Genomic DNA, 15,525 nt, shown 5'->3' on the forward strand with positions numbered 1-15,525 from the left:
GGGGTCCTCCTACAACTGTGTGCGATGCATACTGTTTATGTTGCACACGGAAGATAGAGCGTCTCTGTGTATCTTGTAAAGAGTTGATCGAGGAGGACGCCCGTGACCGAGGAGACGACCGAGCTCCCCCGCTCGGTGCGCGAGCTGTGGGGGCTCACCGACCACGGCCGCCGGGGGCCGAAGCCGGCCATGTCCGTGCAGGCGATCGCCGGCGCAGCCGTGGAGCTCGCCGACAGCGACGGACTCGACGCAGTGACCATGGCGGCGGTCGCGAAGCGCCTGGGGTTCACCACGATGTCGCTCTACCGGTACGTCGAGTCGCGGCAGGAGCTCCTCATGGCGATGGTCGACGAGGCGCTGGGGCCCCCGCCCGCGCTCAACCGCCGGCGCGGCTGGCGCGGCCAGGTCGAGGAGTGGGCCCGCGCCGAGGCCGTCCAGCTCCTCACCCATCCCTGGGTCGTCGAGGTGCGCACCGCCACGCCGCCGATCGGGCCGCACACGATCGCGTGGATGGAGGTCGGCTTCGCCGCGCTGATGAAGTCAGGGCTGGCCCCGGACAAGGCCGCGAGCTCGCTCCTGATCGTCGACGGCTACGCGCGCAGCCACGTGCGGCTCGCCCTGCAGTACGCGGCCCCCGGTGCCACCGAGGCCTGGCCGGCACAGCTGCGAGCGCTCCTCGACCCGGCCCGGTTCCCGGCGGTGCACGCGGTGCTCGAGTCGGGGGCGTTCGAGGACGGGGGCGACGACTTCCCCTCGGAGGAGTTCGAGTTCGGGTTGCGGCTGCTGCTCGAGGGCATCGAGCGGCTCGCCCGCTCCTGACCCGAGGCTGTCGCACGGCGATACCTAGAAGTATGATGCATTGAGCTTCTAGGTGAGGAGGCCGCTCATGCGGATCGGCAAGGACCTGGTCGCCGCCTCGACCACGCCGCTGGTGCTGGGCATCCTGGCCGAGGGGGAGAGCTACGGCTACGCGATCCTCAAGCAGGTCGGTGAGCTCTCCGGCGGCCGCCTGGAGTGGACCGACGGCCTGCTCTACCCCCTGCTGCACCGGCTCGAGCGACTCGGACACGTCGAGTCGGTGTGGCGACACCCCGACGGCGGCCGACGCCGGAAGTACTACCGGATCACGCGGCAGGGACGCGCAGAGCTGGCCGAGCAGCACCGCCAGTGGTCGACCGTGGTCGAGGCGCTGCGCGGCATCTGGGACGACGCCCAGGTCGCCGTCCTCCCTCGACCGGTGCCGGCGGACTGAGCCGTGGACGCTGCGAGGGAGACCGTCGAGGCCCAGATCGGCGAGTGGCTGGCGTTCATGCACCGGCGCCGCGAGCTCAGCGACGCCGACGCCGCGGAGCTGGAGGACCACCTCCGGGCGCGGATGGACGACCTGGTCTCGTTCGGCCTCGAGCCCGACGAGGCGTTCCTGGTCGCGGTCAAGCGGCTCGGCAGCCTGGACGCGCTGACCCGGGAGTTCGCCCGCGAGCACTCCGACCGGCTCTGGCGTCAGCTCGTGCTCGACGGCGGTGGTCAGGGCGAGCCGGCAGGCTCGACGCGCGCCCTCCTGGTCGTCGTGGCGTGGGCGGTGGCCGCCGCGGTGCTCGTCAAGGTGCCGGCCCTGTTCGGGCTCGGGCTCGACGACCACCCCGCCTTCTACGCGCGCAACGCAGGCGTCTTCGGGCTGGTTCCGCTGGTGGCGTACTTCGCGTGGCGCCGAGCGGTCTCGCGGCCCACGGCCCTCGGCCTCGCCCTGACCTGCGCCGTGGGCGTCGCCGCGGCGAACGCCTACCCGTTGCACGACGACGCGCCGGTCACCGTGCTGACCGCGCTCCACCTGCCCCTCGCGCTCTGGCTGACCGTCGGCGTCGCGTACGTCGGCGGCGACTGGCGCTCGGCGTCACGCCGGATGGACTTCATCAGGTTCACCGGCGAGTGGGTCGTCTACTACGCCCTGATCGCGCTGGGCGGCGGCGTGCTCACCGTCCTCACCGCCGGGGCGTTCAAGGCGATCGGTGTCCGGCCGGACGTGTTCGTGGGCTCCTGGCTGCTCCCCTGCGGGGCCGCCGGTGCCGTCGTCGTGGCGGCCTGGCTGGTCGAGGCGAAGCAGAGTGTCGTGGAGAACATCGCCCCCGTGCTGACGAAGGTCTTCACCCCGCTCTTCGTGGCGACCCTGGCCGCGTTCCTCGGCGGCGTGCTGTGGACCCGCACCGGGATCGACGTCGACCGCGACGCCCTGATCCTCTTCGACCTCGTGCTCGCCGTCGTCGTGGGCCTGGTGCTCTACGCCCTCTCCGCCCGCGAGCCGGCGGCCGGTCCCGACCGGTTCGACCTCCTCCAGCTGGCGCTGGTGGTCGCCGCCCTCCTCGTCGACGTGCTCGTCCTGGTCGCGCTGGCCCACCGGATCGGCGAGTTCGGGTTCAGCGCCAACAAGACGGCGGCCCTCGGCGAGAACCTGCTGCTGCTCACGAACCTCGGCGTCTCGGCGTACCTGCTGACCGCGTTCGTACGGCATCGCGCGCCCGTGGTCCGGCTGGAGCGCTGGCAGACCGGCTACCTCGCCGTGTACGCCGCGTGGACCTGGACCGTCGTGCTGGTCTTCCCGCCCGTGTTCGGCTTCTCCTGAGCCCGGTCAGTCCCCGGTCAGCCCCGCCAGGCCGCGTCGCCGCCGAGGTCGGCGTACGCGCGGATCCAGGAGTGCATGGCGATCGCCGCCGCAGCGGAGGCGTTGATCGAGCGGGTCGACCCGAACTGCGCGATCGAGAACGTGCCGTCGCACGCCTCCCGCGCACCCTCGGACAGGCCGGGGCCCTCCTGGCCGAAGAGGAAGCACACCCGGCGCGGCACCGTCATCGTCTCCAGGTGCTCGGACCCGGGCAGGTTGTCGATGCCCAGCAATCGCACCGGCTCGGGCCGGTCGTGGAGGTGGGCGGCCAGGTCGGCGACCGTCGCGTGGTGGCGCACGTGCTGGTAGCGGTCGGTCACCATCGCCCCGCGGCGGTTCCAGCGGCGGTTGCCCACGATGTGCACCTCGGCGGCCAGGAAGGCGTTCGCGGTGCGCACGATCGTCCCGATGTTGAAGTCGTGCTGCCAGTTCTCGATCGCCACGTGGAAGTCGTGGCGGCGGGTGTCCAGGTCGGCGACGATCGCCTCGACCGTCCAGTAGCGGTAGCGGTCGACGACGTTGCGCCGGTCGCCCTCGGCCAGCAGCCGCGCGTCGTACTGCGGACCGGTCGGCCACGGACCGACCCAGGGTCCGACCCCCACCTCCGCCGGGCCGTGCGGCATCGGGTCGTACGGCGCTCGCTCCTGGGCCCGCTCCTGGGCTCGCTCCTGGGCCCGCTCCTCGTCCACCGGTTCACCCTAGATCCGGCGATACGTCAGCCGGAGTTCAGGCTTCGCCGGGTAGTCTCTGCGGGTGATCCTCGACGTCATCCACCTCATGGGCGCCAGCTGGATGGACCCCCAGTGGTGGCTGGACCACTTCGGCCAGCAGTTCTTCTGGGTCAGCGCCGGGATCATCTTCGCCGAGTGCGGGCTGTTCTTCCCGTTCCTGCCCGGCGACACCCTGCTCTTCGCCCTCGGGCTGTTCATCTCGGGCGGCAAGCTCGACGTCGTCCCGGGCGGCCACGGCGTCGACCTGGTCGCCGCGCTGGTGATCCTGTCGATCGCGGCCTTCCTCGGCAACGTCGTGGGCTACGAGATCGGCCGCAAGCTCGGACCCCCGCTGTTCGAGCGTGACGGGCGGATCCTCAAGAAGAAGTACCTCACCCAGACGCACGCGTTCTTCGAGAAGTACGGCAACGCCGCGCTGGTGATCGGCCGCTTCGTGCCGTTCGTGCGCACCTACGTCACCGTGGTCGCCGGCATCGGGCAGATGCAGCGACGCCGGTTCCTGATCTGGAGCGGCGTCGGCGCGGGACTGTGGGTCCTCGTCGTCACGCTGCTGGGCTACTTCCTGGGCTCGGCGTTCCCCGGCCTCGGCAGCAACATCGACAAGGCCACGATCGCGATCCTCGCGTTCTCGGTGATCCCGGTCGTCTACGAGTGGTGGAAGCACCGCCGCCACCGCGCGGCGGCGCGTCGGGCCGGGCCCCACGTCGCCGTCGGCCAGGACAGCGGCATCGACTCAGATGTCGAGGTCTGAGATCCCCACCGCGTAGCGGTACTCCAGGCCCTCGGCCTCGACGGCCTGCCGGGCGCCCGTGTCGCGGTCGACGACGACCGCGACGGCGACCACCTCGGCGCCTGCCTCGCGCAGCGCCTTGACCGCCTCGAGCACGGACCCACCGGTCGTCGAGGTGTCCTCGACCGCCAGCACGCGCCGACCCTCGACCTCCGGGCCCTCGATCAGCTTCTGCAGCCCGTGCACCTTCTGGGACTTGCGGATCACGAACGCGTCGAGCCGGCGGCCCGCGGCGGCGGCCTGGTGCATCATCGCGGCGGCGACCGGGTCGGCTCCGAGCGTGAGGCCCCCGACCGCGTCGTACTCCAGGTCGGCGGTGAGCTCGAGCATGACCCTGCCGATCGCGGGCGCTGCCTCGGCGTCGAGGGTGACCCGGCGCATGTCGACGTAGTAGTCGGCCTCGCGGCCCGACGCGAGCGTCACCCTGCCGCGGACGACCGCCTTGGCGTTGACCTGCTCGAGGAGGATCTCGCGATCAGACATGACCGGAAGGCTAGCGGTCCGCCTACGTCGTCGAGGGAGTGGCTGTCGTCACCGTCTTCTTCTGGACGCCGACCAGGTGGCCGAAGGCGATCATCCGGTTGTCGGTGTGGAAGATCTCCGAGCAGGTGGTCAAGGTGATCAGCCGCTGGCCCGGCTCCTGCGCGGGCTCGGGGCCGCCCGGGTTGGGGTTGTGCGGCAGCGGGTCGAGCACCCACACGCCGGTGAAGGGGATCACCAGCTGGTTGGGGTTCGTGTCCAGCACGTAGGTGAAGGTCGCCCTGCGCGTCTCGACGATGACCTTGTCGCCCGGTCGGAGGTCGGGCATGTGCCGCAACGGCTCACCGTGGGTGACCCGGTGCGCGGCGAGTGCGAAGTTGCCGACCTGACCGGCCTGGGCGGTGTTCGTGAAGTGACCGAACGCGCCCTTGTCGAGCACGGTCGCCTTGTCGGTGCCCTCGAGGAGCGGGACGACGTACTGGGGGCCGAACTTCGGGATCCGGATCAGCGCGATCGTGGCGCCCTTCGGGCAGAACTTGTCGCAGCCCTTGCCGGTCGTCCACTCCTGCTGGATCTGGCTGGTGAGCTCGCGCTGGTGCTTCTTCGCGACCCAGTTCGTGCCCCAGAACTGCCACGCGACGTAGCCGAGCAGGCCGAGGCCGCCCAGGATCAGCCCGATGCCGATCCAGAAGGTGATCCGGCGACCCGTGCCCGACGATCCCTTCGCCTCCGGGTCGGCGACGTCCTCGACCGGGTCGTCCGCGATGTCCACATCGTCCTCAACGACGCCGCGCGCCGATTCGTCACGGTGGGCCCCGCCGCGGCCGGCGGGTCGGGGCTCCTCGACCGGGGAACCCGGCTCGTCGGCGTCGGTCACCCGCACATTGTGGACCACCGCCTGCGTCGGCCCGCGCCTCGCCGTGCTGCGCTGGACCACGGCCTAGGCTCGATCCATGCGTGAACCGGCACAGCGCCTCACCGGCGTCGGCAGCACGATCTTCGCCGAGATGTCCGCCCTGGCCGTGCGCACCGGCTCGGTCAACCTGGGCCAGGGCTTCCCCGACGAGGACGGACCCGCGGAGGTGATCGAGGCCGCGGTCGCCGCCCTGCGGGGAGGCCGCAACCAGTACCCGCCCGGTCACGGGACTCCCGAGCTGCTGGACGCGGTCGTCGCCCACCAGCGCCGGCACTACGGCCTGGAGCTCGACCGGAGCCAGGTGGTCGCGACCACGGGTGCCACCGAGGCGATCGCCGCGGCGCTGCTGGGCCTGGTCGACCCCGGTGACGAGGTCGTGGTGCTGGAGCCGTACTACGACTCGTACGTCGCGATGATCCAGTTCGCCGGCGCCGTACGCCGCCCGGTGACCCTGCGTGCCCCCGACTTCCGGCTCGACGCGGCCGAGCTGGCTGCGGCGGTCACCGACCGCACCCGGCTGATCCTGCTGAACACCCCGCACAACCCGACCGGCACCGTGCTGACCCGCTCCGAGCTCGAGGCCGTCGCCGCAGTGGCGATCGAGCACGACCTCGTCGTCGTGACCGACGAGGTCTACGAGCACCTGACCTACGACCACGAGCACGTGCCGTTGGCGACCCTTCCGGGCATGTTCGAGCGCACGGTCACGATCTCCAGCGCCGGCAAGACGTTCTCGGTGACCGGGTGGAAGGTGGGCTGGGCGAGTGGTCCCGCGGACCTGGTCGCCTCGGTCGAGGGCGCGAAGAACTGGCTGAGCTACGCCTCGGGTGCACCGCTCCAGCCGGCGGTGGCGGTCGCGCTGAACGAGCACGACGCCTTCCACCAGGCGCTCGCGAAGGACCTGCGCGAGAAGCGCGACCGGCTCTGCGCCGGCCTGTCGACGCTGGGCATGCAGGTCTACGAGCCGGCCGGCACCTACTTCGTGACCACCGACGTCTCCGCCCTCGGCCACGCCGACGGACGTGCGTTCTGCGCCGCGCTGCCCGAGCTGGCCGGCGTCGTGGCGATTCCGTCGCAGGTCTTCTACGACGACCTCGACGAGGGCCGCCACCTGGTGCGGTGGGCGTTCTGCAAGCAGCGCGAGGTCATCGACGAGGGCCTGCGGCGACTCGGCGCCGCCGACCTGCGCGCCCGCTGAGGAGCGGGGCGCTCACGCCGGGGCCCTTCGACCCTGACCGCGGAGAGGGCGCACGGTGACACTGGAGGGAGAGGGGACTCCAGAAGGAGGCACTGCCATGCAGTGGGATCTGGGACTTCAGGGACTGGCCCTGCTCGGTGCCATGTCGCTCGGCTTCGGCGTGGTGGCCGGGGTGCTCGTCGGGAGGGATCTGGCGCACCGTCTCTGGGCGGTGGCCATCACGACGGTCGCGTGCGTCGGGGCCGGCGTGCTCACCAGCGAGTGGTTGTTCGGCTGGGCGACCGAGGAGGACCTCCAGCCCAACGTGGACGGGTTGTCCCGTGACGAGGTGCTCCTGTCGAGCGTGCTCACCACGGTTCTGATCGTCGTGGTCGTGCGCCGTCTCGCCCACAGGACGGAGGGCACGGCTCGCGGCGGCAGGCACCTGTCCGGATGGCATCGCGGACAACACGCCGGCCACGCCTGAGCCTTCGCGCGCACCGCGCGACCCCTACCAGACCGGTGGCTTGCCGGCCGGCCGGTCGGAGGGTTCGTCGCGGGGCGGCTGGGCCCCGGGGTCCGGGGGCGCTGCGGGCTGGTCCTTCGGCGCACCGGACGGGGGTGCCCATCCCGGCGGCGGCGTCCACCTCGGCGGAGGTGGCGGCCCGGGCCGGCCGGCACCCCGGAACCACGCGCGCGACACCGGCCTGAGCAGCATCCGGAACGCGATGACCGCGGCAGCGAGGTGCAGCAGGGTGTAGGGGAAGCCGACCAGCTCGACCGAGAAGGCGACCGCGATGGAGACCATCAGCAGGGTGCGGGCCCACGCGTGTCGCCGCCACACCAGCGCGGCGAGCACGCCGGCGGCCAGGCACCAGAGCACGACGAGCACGCCGACGGTGACGATCGCGGCGACCAGCTGGTCGTCGGTGAGCTTCGTGTCGCGGACCGTGGGGTTGTCCTTGAGCAGCTTGAGCATTCCCCCGCGGTCGGCGAGCAGCGCCACCGAGATCAGGAGGTAGAGCCCGCCGGTGAGCGCGCTGAAGACCCAGGTGAGGATGCAGGCGACCCGCACCTGGGTCGGGACGTCCCGCGTGCCGGGTGCGGGCGCCGGCGCGGTCACGTACGCCGGCGGCCACGACGCAGGCTGGGCGGATTGACGACCCCACCCCGGAGTGGGGGCCGGCGCGGATCCGGGCGAGGCGCTCGGCCTCGGAGGGGCGATCGTCGGTGGCGGCCACGCCGACTCGGGCCGGCGTACGGGAGGCTGGGGCGCGGGCTGTACCGGGACGGACCCGACCTCCGGCCGCGTCGGCGGCCGGCCCGCGAACCAGTCCCGCGCGGGCCGCGACCAGAGCAGGGCGGTGCCCCCACCGACCAGGATCGCCAGGAAGCCGCCCGAGAAGGGTGCGGTCAGCACGACGGGCACGGCCGCGATCGTGAGCACGATCCGGGCCGCGGTGTGCCGCTGGAGCACGAAGATGCCGAGGACACCTGTCACCGCCGCCGCCGCGCCGGCGACGAAGAGGGCAGCGCGGAAGACTCCGAGCGCGTCGGCCACGCTGATGCCGAGGTCCCGTGTCGACCCGGTGGTGAGCACCCGGGTGAGCTCGTCACGCGTGTCGACCGTGTGCAGCCGGGCCATCGTGTCGAAGACGGTCACGACGAGCATCGCCGAGGCGATCGCCACCAGCCAGCCACCGATGGTGACCTGGCGGGGCCGCGGGCCCGGCGCGTCGCTGCTCATGGCGTTCATTCAACCAAGCGCACCACGCGGGCCCCGGACCAGTGGGTCCGGGGCCCGCGACGGAGGTCGGCGCAGCCGGTCAGTCCTGCACGCGCAGGGCGAGGCCCTCACCCTCGGTGTCGACCACCACGTGCTGGCCGTCGAGCACCTGGCCGGCGATCAGCATCCGGGCCAGCGGGTCGCCGATCGCGGTCTGCACGAGCCGGCGCAGCGGCCGGGCGCCGTACGCCGGGTCGTAGCCGTGGTCGGTCAGCCAGGCCCGGGCGCCCGCGGTGACCTCGACGGTGATCCGCCGGGACGCCAGCCGCTGGTCGAACGCCTTGAGCTGCAGGTCGACGATGTGGGCGAGCTCGTCCTTGCCGAGCGCCTCGAACAGCACGATCTCGTCGAGCCGGTTCAGGAACTCCGGCTTGAACGCCTGCCGCACCGTCGTCATCACCGACGCGCGCTTCGCCTCCTCGTCCAGCAACGGGTCGACGAGGTACTGCGAGCCGAGGTTGCTCGTGAGGATCAGCACCGTGTTGCGGAAGTCCACGGTGCGTCCCTGCCCGTCGGTCAGCCGGCCGTCGTCGAGCACCTGCAGCAGGATGTCGAAGACCTCGGGGTGCGCCTTCTCCACCTCGTCGAGCAGCACGATCGAGTAGGGCCGGCGACGGACCGCCTCGGTGAGCTGACCGCCCTCCTCGTAGCCGACGTAGCCCGGAGGGGCACCGACCAGGCGGGCGACCGAGTGCTTCTCGGAGTACTCGCTCATGTCGATCCGCACGATCGCGCGCTCGTCGTCGAAGAGGAAGTCGGCCAGCGACTTGGCCAGCTCTGTCTTGCCGACACCGGTCGGACCGAGGAAGAGGAAGCTGCCCGTCGGCCGGTTCGGGTCGGAGATGCCGGCCCGCGAGCGGCGTACGGCGTCGGACACCGCGGCGACCGCGGTCTCCTGGCCGACCAGCCGCGCGCCGATGATCTCCTCCATCCGGAGCAGCTTGGCGGTCTCGCCCTCGAGCAGCCGCCCGGTCGGGATGCCGGTCCAGGCCTCGACGACCTCGGCGATCTCGGTCGGGCCGACCTTCTCGTTGACCATCGGGTCCTCGACGGCCTCGGCGGCGTCGGCGGCCTCGATCTGCTTCTCGAGCGCGGGGATGCGGCCGTAGAGGATCTCCGAGGCCTTCGCGAGGTCGCCCTCGCGCTGCAGCCGCTCGGCCTCGACCCGCAGGACGTCGATCTGCTTGCGGATCTCACCGGAGCCCTCGAGGGCGGCCTTCTCGCGCTCCCAGCGGGTCTCGAGCTCACGCAGCTGCTCCTGCTTGTCGGCCAGGTCGGCGCGCAGCCGCTCGAGGCGGTCGCGGGAGGCCTCGTCGGTCTCGCGGTCGAGCGCGAGCTCCTCCATCTTCATCCGGTCGACCTGGCGGCGGAGCTGGTCGATCTCCACCGGGGACGACTCGATCTCCATGCGCAGCCGCGACGCGGCCTCGTCGACGAGGTCGATCGCCTTGTCGGGCAGCTGCCGGCCGGTGATGTAGCGGTCGGAGAGCATCGCCGCCGCGACCAGCGCCGCATCGGTGATCTCGACGCCGTGGTGGGCCTGGTACTTCTCCTGCAGGCCGCGCAGGATCGCGACGGTGTCCTCGACGCTCGGCTCTCCCACGAAGACCTGCTGGAACCGGCGCTCCAGGGCGGGGTCCTTCTCGATCCGCTCGCGGAACTCGTCCAGCGTGGTCGCACCGATCAGCCGCAGCTCGCCGCGCGCCAGCATCGGCTTGAGCATGTTGCCGGCGTCCATCGCGGAGTCACCGCCGGCACCCGCGCCGACCACGGTGTGCAGCTCGTCGATGAACGTGATCACCTGGCCCTCGGCGCCCTTGATCTCCTCGAGCACGGCCTTGAGCCGCTCCTCGAACTCGCCGCGGTACTTCGCCCCGGCCAGCATCGCGGCCAGGTCGAGGCTGAGCAGCCGGCGGCCCTTGAGCGAGTCGGGGACGTCGCCGTCGACGATGCGCTGGGCCAGCCCCTCGACGACGGCGGTCTTGCCGACGCCGGGCTCCCCGATCAGGACGGGGTTGTTCTTGGTGCGGCGCGACAGCACCTGCACGACGCGGCGGATCTCGGCGTCACGGCCGATCACCGGGTCGAGCTTGCCCTCCTGGGCGCGCTCGGTCAGGTCGACGGCGTACTTCTCCAGCGCCTCGTACGACGCCTCGGCGTCCTGGCTGGTCACCCGGCGGTTGCCCCGGACAGCGGTGATCGCCTCGCGCAGCGCCGGTTCGTTGGCACCCGCGCGGACGAGCGCCTCCTTGACCGGACCGTCGACGATCGCCAGCGCCAGCAGCAAGTGCTCGGTCGCGACGAACTCGTCGCCCATGCCGGTCGCCAGCTCGAGGGCCTGGGCCAGCACGCGGGTCAGGGCGGGTGAGCTGGTCGGCGTGGACACGGTCGCGCCGGAGGCCTTGGGCAACCGGACGGCGAGCTCGTTGATCTCCGCACCGAGCTTGTCGATGTCGACGCCGGACTTCTCCAGCAGCGACCCGGTGATCCCGCCCTCCTGGCGCAGCAGCGCGAACGCGAGGTGCACCGGCTCGATCTGGGCGTTGCCGGCGGTCACCGCCGCGGTGTGGGCAGCGTTGATCACCTCGACGCTGCGCGAGGTGAACTTCGATCCGTCCATGCGGTCCTTCTCCCCCTGGGTTTCCTGATCCGATCGTGGCGGATCTCGGCCGATCCGTCACTGGTACAACGCTGCCAAAGTTGAGTGCATTCCACTCAACTCTGGAGGATTCACGACGTTCCTGCGATGCCTCAGCGAGGCGACGACCCCCGCTCGACCAGCCCGGACTCGTACGCCGCGACCACGACCTGCGCGCGATCACGCAGGCCGAGCTTCCGGAGGATGCTCGCCACGTGCGTCTTGACGGTCCACTCGCTGAGGAACAGCTCGGCGGCGATCTCCGCGTTCGACATGCCGCGCGCGATCGCGCGGGCGACCTCGACCTCGCGCGCGGTGAGCGCGGCGAGATCGGCGGGCGCGGGAGCCGAGACGGTGAGGCGGCGTTGCGCCTCGATCAGCTGCGCGGCCGCCTCGGCGAGCCGGGCCGACAGGTCTCGGTTGTCCTCGCGCACCCGGCTCAGGTCGGTCGACCGGCGCCGCACCACGAACCCCACCAGCCAGGCACCACCGAGGATGACCACGAGGAACGACCAGTCGCCGACGTTCTCCCCGATCAGGGCCGCACCGCCGACGATCACCACGGCCGCCGCGACGGCAGGACCTGTCGACGCGTGAGCGCTGGACGAGTAGGCCGCAATCATCGCGGCCACGAGAAGGACGAGCCCCTGCGTCGGCGTGGTGAGCACCTGCTGAGCGGCCAGCGCGACGACCACGACGACGAGGACCGCGAGCGGCCACCGCCGACGACCGACGAGCGGGAGCGTCGCCCCGAGCGCAGTCGCCGCGAGCACCGGCCGGTTCCCGGCCACCTCCCCGACGCCGGGCACCACCCGGGGCCACCAGACCTCCAGCTGGCTCGCGACGGCGAGGGCGACCGCAGTGACGCCGTCGACCGCTGCCCACTCCCGGCCTGCCCGCATGGGCCGAACCTAGCCCTCGGGCGAGGCGTTCGGGGTCGCTCTCGGGAGCGAGATCGGCGTCTCACTCCCCAGAGCGATGTGCTGCGGGCCGTGGTGCGCCGAGCCTGAGCGAGACCGCACAACCGAACGGCCAAGGAGAGTGCGATGGAACGCTTCACCTCGAACCTCGTCGTCAGCGCAGCCCTCGGACAGGTCGTCGGCCTGCTCGGCTGGATCGACCCCGTGTTCTTCCCGCTGGTGCTCCTCGGACCGGTGATCACCGGCGCCGTCGCCGCCGCCCGCCGGATCTCCTACCCGTGGATCGCGGTCCTCTGGTGCAGTGCCGGGCTGAACATGGCCTGGACCGACGGGGTCGTGAACCACGAGGACGTGCCCTTCCACCTGGCCCTCGCCGTGCTCATGCCCGTGCTCGCGGGCATCGGCTTCGGCGTCGTGCGGCTGACGTCCGTCGTGCGTCGCCCGGCCTAGGACGCCGAGGCCGGCTCAGGCTCGCGCCTCGGCCCCGACGACCGTCCGCTCCTCCGAGTCGACCCGGGGCGGGACGGCGGGCCGGGGACGCGGGATCGCCAGGCTGAACGCCAGCGCGACCCCGGCCGCGCCGATCGAGACCAGAAGGGCCACGGTGAACCCGTGCGACGACGGCAGCGTCACCGGGCCGAGGTGCACCACCTCGTGCGCGAGCACCACGCTGACCACCGCGGAGGACAGCGACGTGCCCATCGAGCGCATGAGGGCGTTCAGCCCGTTGGCGGCGGCCGTCTCGGTGATCGGCACGGCGCCCATGATCAGCGCCGGCATCGCGGCGTACGCGATCCCGATGCCGGCGCCGATGAAGACGGTGGCCAGGGTGATCTCCCACGGCTGGTCGCGCAGGAACAGGGCCGAGACGTAGCCGCAGCCGATCACCACGATGCCGGTCGCGAGGCTCGTGCGCGGGCCGCGCGCCGCGGACAGGCGGGCGCCGACGCTGGAGAAGAGGTACATCACGAAGCCGCTCGGGGCGAGCAGCAGGCCGGCCTGGATCATCGAGCGCCCCATGCCGTAGCCGGTCTGCGCCGGCGCCATCAGGATCTGCATCGGGATCAGCGACATGCCGTACATCGCGAACCCGACCGCGACCGAGGAGATGTTCGTGAACAGCACCTGGGGCCGGGCGGAGACCCGGAGGTCGACGAGGGGCGCCGCGGTGCGCAGCTCCCAGGCACCCCAGACCAGGAAGACCACGAGGGAGCCCGCAACCAGGCCCAGCGTCAGCCGGTCACCCCATCCCCAGTCACCGCCCTTCGTGATCGCGACGAGCAGCATGAGCAGGCCGGCCGCCACGCCGACGGCGCCGAGGAGGTCGAACCGGGCGGGCGTCCTGACCGGCGACTCCGGGACCAGGACGGCGACCGCGACCACCCCGAGGAGGGCGAGGACGGCGGCCACCCAGAACAGCGTGTGCCAGCTGCCCTTCTCCGCGATCACCGCGGCGACCGGGAGGCCGACCGCGCCCCCGACGCCGAGGGTCGCGCTCACCTGCGCGACCGCGGAGCCGACCCGGTCGGCCGGCAGCTCGTCGCGCATGATGCTGATGCCGAGCGCGATCGCCCCCATCGACAGGCCCTGGAGCGCGCGTCCGGCCACCACCACCTCGAGCGCGCTCGAGACCGCGCACAGCACCGAGCCGGCCACGAGGGCGCTCAGGCTGACCAGCAGCATCAGCCGCTTGCCGACCATGTCACCCAGGCGCCCGGCGATCGGCATCGTGACGGCCGCCGCCAGCAGGGTGGCGGTGATCGCCCAGGATGCGTCGGCCGGCGAGCTGCTCAGGATCCGCGGGAGCACGGGCACGAGCGGGATGATCATCGTCTGGGTGAGGGCGACCACGATGCCGCAGTAGCAGGCCACCGCGACGACCACCGCGGGCCGGGGGTGCGGCTCGCGCACGACGTTGTCCATGGACACCTCTCGGATCGAGGCGGCCGCGACGGCCGCGGAATGTGCATCGTACACATTCGCGTGTGTACGATGCACACGGTCAGGACGAGACGTGCGCCACAGAGGAGAGGACGTTCGTGACCGATCCGCGGATCGCCGCTCTCGAGGTCGAGCTGAGCCTGCTCGCCCGGCACCACCTGCACTCCAGCCAACACAGCCCCGACCGACTGCTGGACCGCTCCGGCTACCACCTGCTGAGCCGGCTCGAGCTCGGCCCGATGAACCTCAAGCAGCTGGCCGAGGCCTTTCGCCTCGATCCCTCGACGGTCAACCGCCAGGTCAACGCGCTGCTGCGGGCCGGCCTCGTGGAGAAGGCCGCCGACCCCGCGGGCGCAGTCGCGCGCGTGCTCCGGCCGACCGAGGCCGGGCTGGACCTGCTGCACCGCGACCGCGCGATCCTCCAGGAGCAGGTCGGCCGCGTGCTCGAGGGCTGGGAGGCCGCGGACGTCGTGGAGCTGCGCCGGCTCCTCGAGAAGCTCAACACCTCGATCGAGGCGCTCGAGGGCCGGCCCTGGCCACGCGCCTGAGCGACCGCCTGCCGACGACACCGAGGCGCCCGGACCACGGTCCGGGCGCCTCGTCCTCTCTCGGGCGACGACCGGGCGGCACGGCGTACGGCGCCCGGCCGGTGGGTCAGGCGTTGATCGCCTTGGTGTCCTCGGGCGAGCCCATCTCGATCTTGATCTTGCGCGGCTTGGCCTGCTCGGCGACGGGGACCCGGAGGGTCAGCACGCCGTCGGTGTAGGCGGCCTGGATGTGCTCGAGGTCGAGGTTGTCGCCGAGCACCAGCTGGCGGCTGAACAGGCCGCGCGGCCGCTCGCTGGCGAGCATCTCCCAGTCGCCGTTGCGGGCGACCCGCTCGGCCTTGATGGTCAGGACGTTGCGCTCGACGTCGAGGTCGATGCTCTCCTTCGCCACGCCGGGCAGGTCGAACTCGAGCACGAACACGTCGCCCTCGCGCCACGCGTCCATCGGCATGACCGCGGGGCGGTTGATGGTGCCGGTCGTGCCCAGCAGCTGCTGGGCAAGCCGGTCGAACTCACGGAACGGATCTGCAGTGCGCAGCAACATCGCGGACTTCCTTTCTGGGTCGTCGTGGTCGGCAGGATCTGACACTGCCGATACACTTTTCATATAACTCTCCGGAGAGAAGAATGCAAGGGCCGGACGACCCAGGAGGTGAGCCGATGCGCGACCGGCGGCACGCGCTGTACGCGATCTCGGTGGCCGCCGAGCTGTCCGGCACCGCGATCCAGAACCTCCGCGTCTACGAGCGCCGTGGGCTGCTCACGCCCGACCGGACAGACGGAGGCACCCGCCGCTACAGCGAGGAGGACGTCGAGCGCCTGGTCCGGATCCGCGAGCTGCTCGACGCCGGCCTCAACCTGGCCGGCGTCGACCGCGTGCTCGAGCTCGAGGACGAGGTCGCGCGGCTGCGCGAGCAGCAATAGCTTCCGGAGCAGCCGCTA

17 protein-coding genes are annotated in these 15,525 nt (G+C 71.8%); 9 read left to right on the plus strand and 8 right to left on the minus strand.

What is annotated here, in order from left to right; translation table 11 throughout:
* Positions 1-102 precede the first annotated feature (102 nt).
* The 3 genes from EFL26_RS09460 to EFL26_RS09470 all read left to right on the plus strand — a co-directional run bounded on the left by EFL26_RS09460 (position 103) and on the right by EFL26_RS09470 (position 2,617).
* The gene (locus EFL26_RS09460; RefSeq protein ID WP_123222651.1) at positions 103-819 is read left to right on the plus strand and encodes a TetR/AcrR family transcriptional regulator; all 717 of its coding nucleotides are present in this window, start codon (positions 103-105) and stop codon (positions 817-819) included.
* 67 nt (positions 820-886) lie between these two features.
* Complete coding sequence (locus tag EFL26_RS09465) at positions 887-1,252, plus strand: PadR family transcriptional regulator (RefSeq protein WP_123222652.1); 366 nt, start codon at positions 887-889, stop codon at positions 1,250-1,252.
* A 3-nt stretch (positions 1,253-1,255) separates the two neighbouring features.
* On the plus strand, positions 1,256-2,617 hold the full coding sequence (locus EFL26_RS09470; protein ID WP_123222653.1) for a permease prefix domain 1-containing protein: 1,362 nt from the start codon (positions 1,256-1,258) through the stop codon (positions 2,615-2,617).
* A 17-nt stretch (positions 2,618-2,634) separates the two neighbouring features.
* On the opposite strand, the gene EFL26_RS09475 is transcribed toward EFL26_RS09470, so the two are convergent.
* On the minus strand, positions 2,635-3,279 hold the full coding sequence (locus EFL26_RS09475; protein WP_123222705.1) for a TrmH family RNA methyltransferase: 645 nt from the start codon (positions 3,277-3,279) through the stop codon (positions 2,635-2,637).
* A gap of 130 nt (positions 3,280-3,409) precedes the next feature.
* Between EFL26_RS09475 and EFL26_RS09480 the strand changes: the two genes are divergently transcribed.
* Positions 3,410-4,138, plus strand: a complete 729-nt coding sequence (locus tag EFL26_RS09480) for a DedA family protein (RefSeq protein ID WP_246000116.1) — start codon at positions 3,410-3,412, stop codon at positions 4,136-4,138.
* Here EFL26_RS09480 and pyrE read toward each other — a convergent pair.
* Positions 4,121-4,660 carry an orotate phosphoribosyltransferase gene (gene pyrE, locus EFL26_RS09485; RefSeq protein WP_123222654.1) on the minus strand — a complete coding sequence of 180 codons (540 nt, stop codon included), beginning with the start codon at positions 4,658-4,660 and terminating at the stop codon, positions 4,121-4,123. The two genes, EFL26_RS09480 and pyrE, sit on opposite strands and share 18 nt — an antisense overlap.
* 22 nt (positions 4,661-4,682) lie before the next feature.
* Positions 4,683-5,534: a class E sortase gene (locus EFL26_RS09490; protein WP_246000117.1), complete on the minus strand. Its 852-nt coding sequence runs from the start codon at positions 5,532-5,534 to the stop codon at positions 4,683-4,685.
* 76 nt (positions 5,535-5,610) lie between these two features.
* Here EFL26_RS09490 and EFL26_RS09495 point away from each other — a divergent pair, with 76 nt between their 5' ends.
* Together EFL26_RS09495 and EFL26_RS09500 are read left to right on the plus strand one after the other, a co-directional pair.
* The gene (locus tag EFL26_RS09495; RefSeq protein WP_123222655.1) at positions 5,611-6,771 is read left to right on the plus strand and encodes a pyridoxal phosphate-dependent aminotransferase; all 1,161 of its coding nucleotides are present in this window, start codon (positions 5,611-5,613) and stop codon (positions 6,769-6,771) included.
* 97 nt (positions 6,772-6,868) lie between these two features.
* A complete protein-coding gene (locus tag EFL26_RS09500) occupies positions 6,869-7,237 on the plus strand; it encodes a hypothetical protein (protein WP_183408114.1) in 369 nt (122 codons plus the stop codon).
* A gap of 24 nt (positions 7,238-7,261) precedes the next feature.
* Here the strand turns inward: EFL26_RS09500 and EFL26_RS09505 are convergent, their stop codons facing one another.
* From EFL26_RS09505 to EFL26_RS24675, 3 genes are all read right to left on the minus strand, one after another.
* Positions 7,262-8,497, minus strand: a complete 1,236-nt coding sequence (locus EFL26_RS09505; RefSeq protein ID WP_123222656.1) for a hypothetical protein — start codon at positions 8,495-8,497, stop codon at positions 7,262-7,264.
* A 79-nt stretch (positions 8,498-8,576) separates the two neighbouring features.
* On the minus strand, positions 8,577-11,156 hold the full coding sequence (gene clpB / locus EFL26_RS09510) for an ATP-dependent chaperone ClpB (RefSeq protein WP_123222657.1): 2,580 nt from the start codon (positions 11,154-11,156) through the stop codon (positions 8,577-8,579).
* A gap of 131 nt (positions 11,157-11,287) precedes the next feature.
* Positions 11,288-12,076, minus strand: coding sequence for a LuxR C-terminal-related transcriptional regulator (locus EFL26_RS24675; RefSeq protein ID WP_246000118.1), 789 nt, complete (start codon positions 12,074-12,076; stop codon positions 11,288-11,290).
* Between the two features lie 144 nt (positions 12,077-12,220).
* Here EFL26_RS24675 and EFL26_RS09520 point away from each other — a divergent pair, with 144 nt between their 5' ends.
* Complete coding sequence (locus EFL26_RS09520) at positions 12,221-12,544, plus strand: hypothetical protein (protein WP_123222658.1); 324 nt, start codon at positions 12,221-12,223, stop codon at positions 12,542-12,544.
* Positions 12,545-12,559: 15 nt separating this feature from the next.
* Here the strand turns inward: EFL26_RS09520 and EFL26_RS09525 are convergent, their stop codons facing one another.
* A complete protein-coding gene (locus EFL26_RS09525) occupies positions 12,560-14,071 on the minus strand; it encodes an MFS transporter (protein WP_246000119.1) in 1,512 nt (503 codons plus the stop codon).
* A 62-nt stretch (positions 14,072-14,133) separates the two neighbouring features.
* On the opposite strand from EFL26_RS09525, the gene EFL26_RS09530 reads away from it, so the two are divergent.
* Complete coding sequence (locus EFL26_RS09530) at positions 14,134-14,583, plus strand: MarR family winged helix-turn-helix transcriptional regulator (protein WP_123222660.1); 450 nt, start codon at positions 14,134-14,136, stop codon at positions 14,581-14,583.
* 106 nt (positions 14,584-14,689) lie between these two features.
* Here EFL26_RS09530 and EFL26_RS09535 read toward each other — a convergent pair whose 3' ends face one another.
* Positions 14,690-15,127 (minus strand): Hsp20/alpha crystallin family protein, encoded by a 438-nt coding sequence (locus EFL26_RS09535; protein ID WP_123222661.1) that lies wholly within the window; start codon positions 15,125-15,127, stop codon positions 14,690-14,692.
* 116 nt (positions 15,128-15,243) lie between these two features.
* Between EFL26_RS09535 and EFL26_RS09540 the strand changes: the two genes are divergently transcribed.
* A complete protein-coding gene (locus tag EFL26_RS09540) occupies positions 15,244-15,507 on the plus strand; it encodes a MerR family transcriptional regulator (protein ID WP_123222662.1) in 264 nt (87 codons plus the stop codon).
* The last annotated feature ends 18 nt before the right edge of the window (positions 15,508-15,525 follow it).

It is taken from the genome of Nocardioides pocheonensis (genome assembly GCF_003725535.1).
Lineage (GTDB): Bacteria > Actinomycetota > Actinomycetes > Propionibacteriales > Nocardioidaceae > Marmoricola > Marmoricola pocheonensis.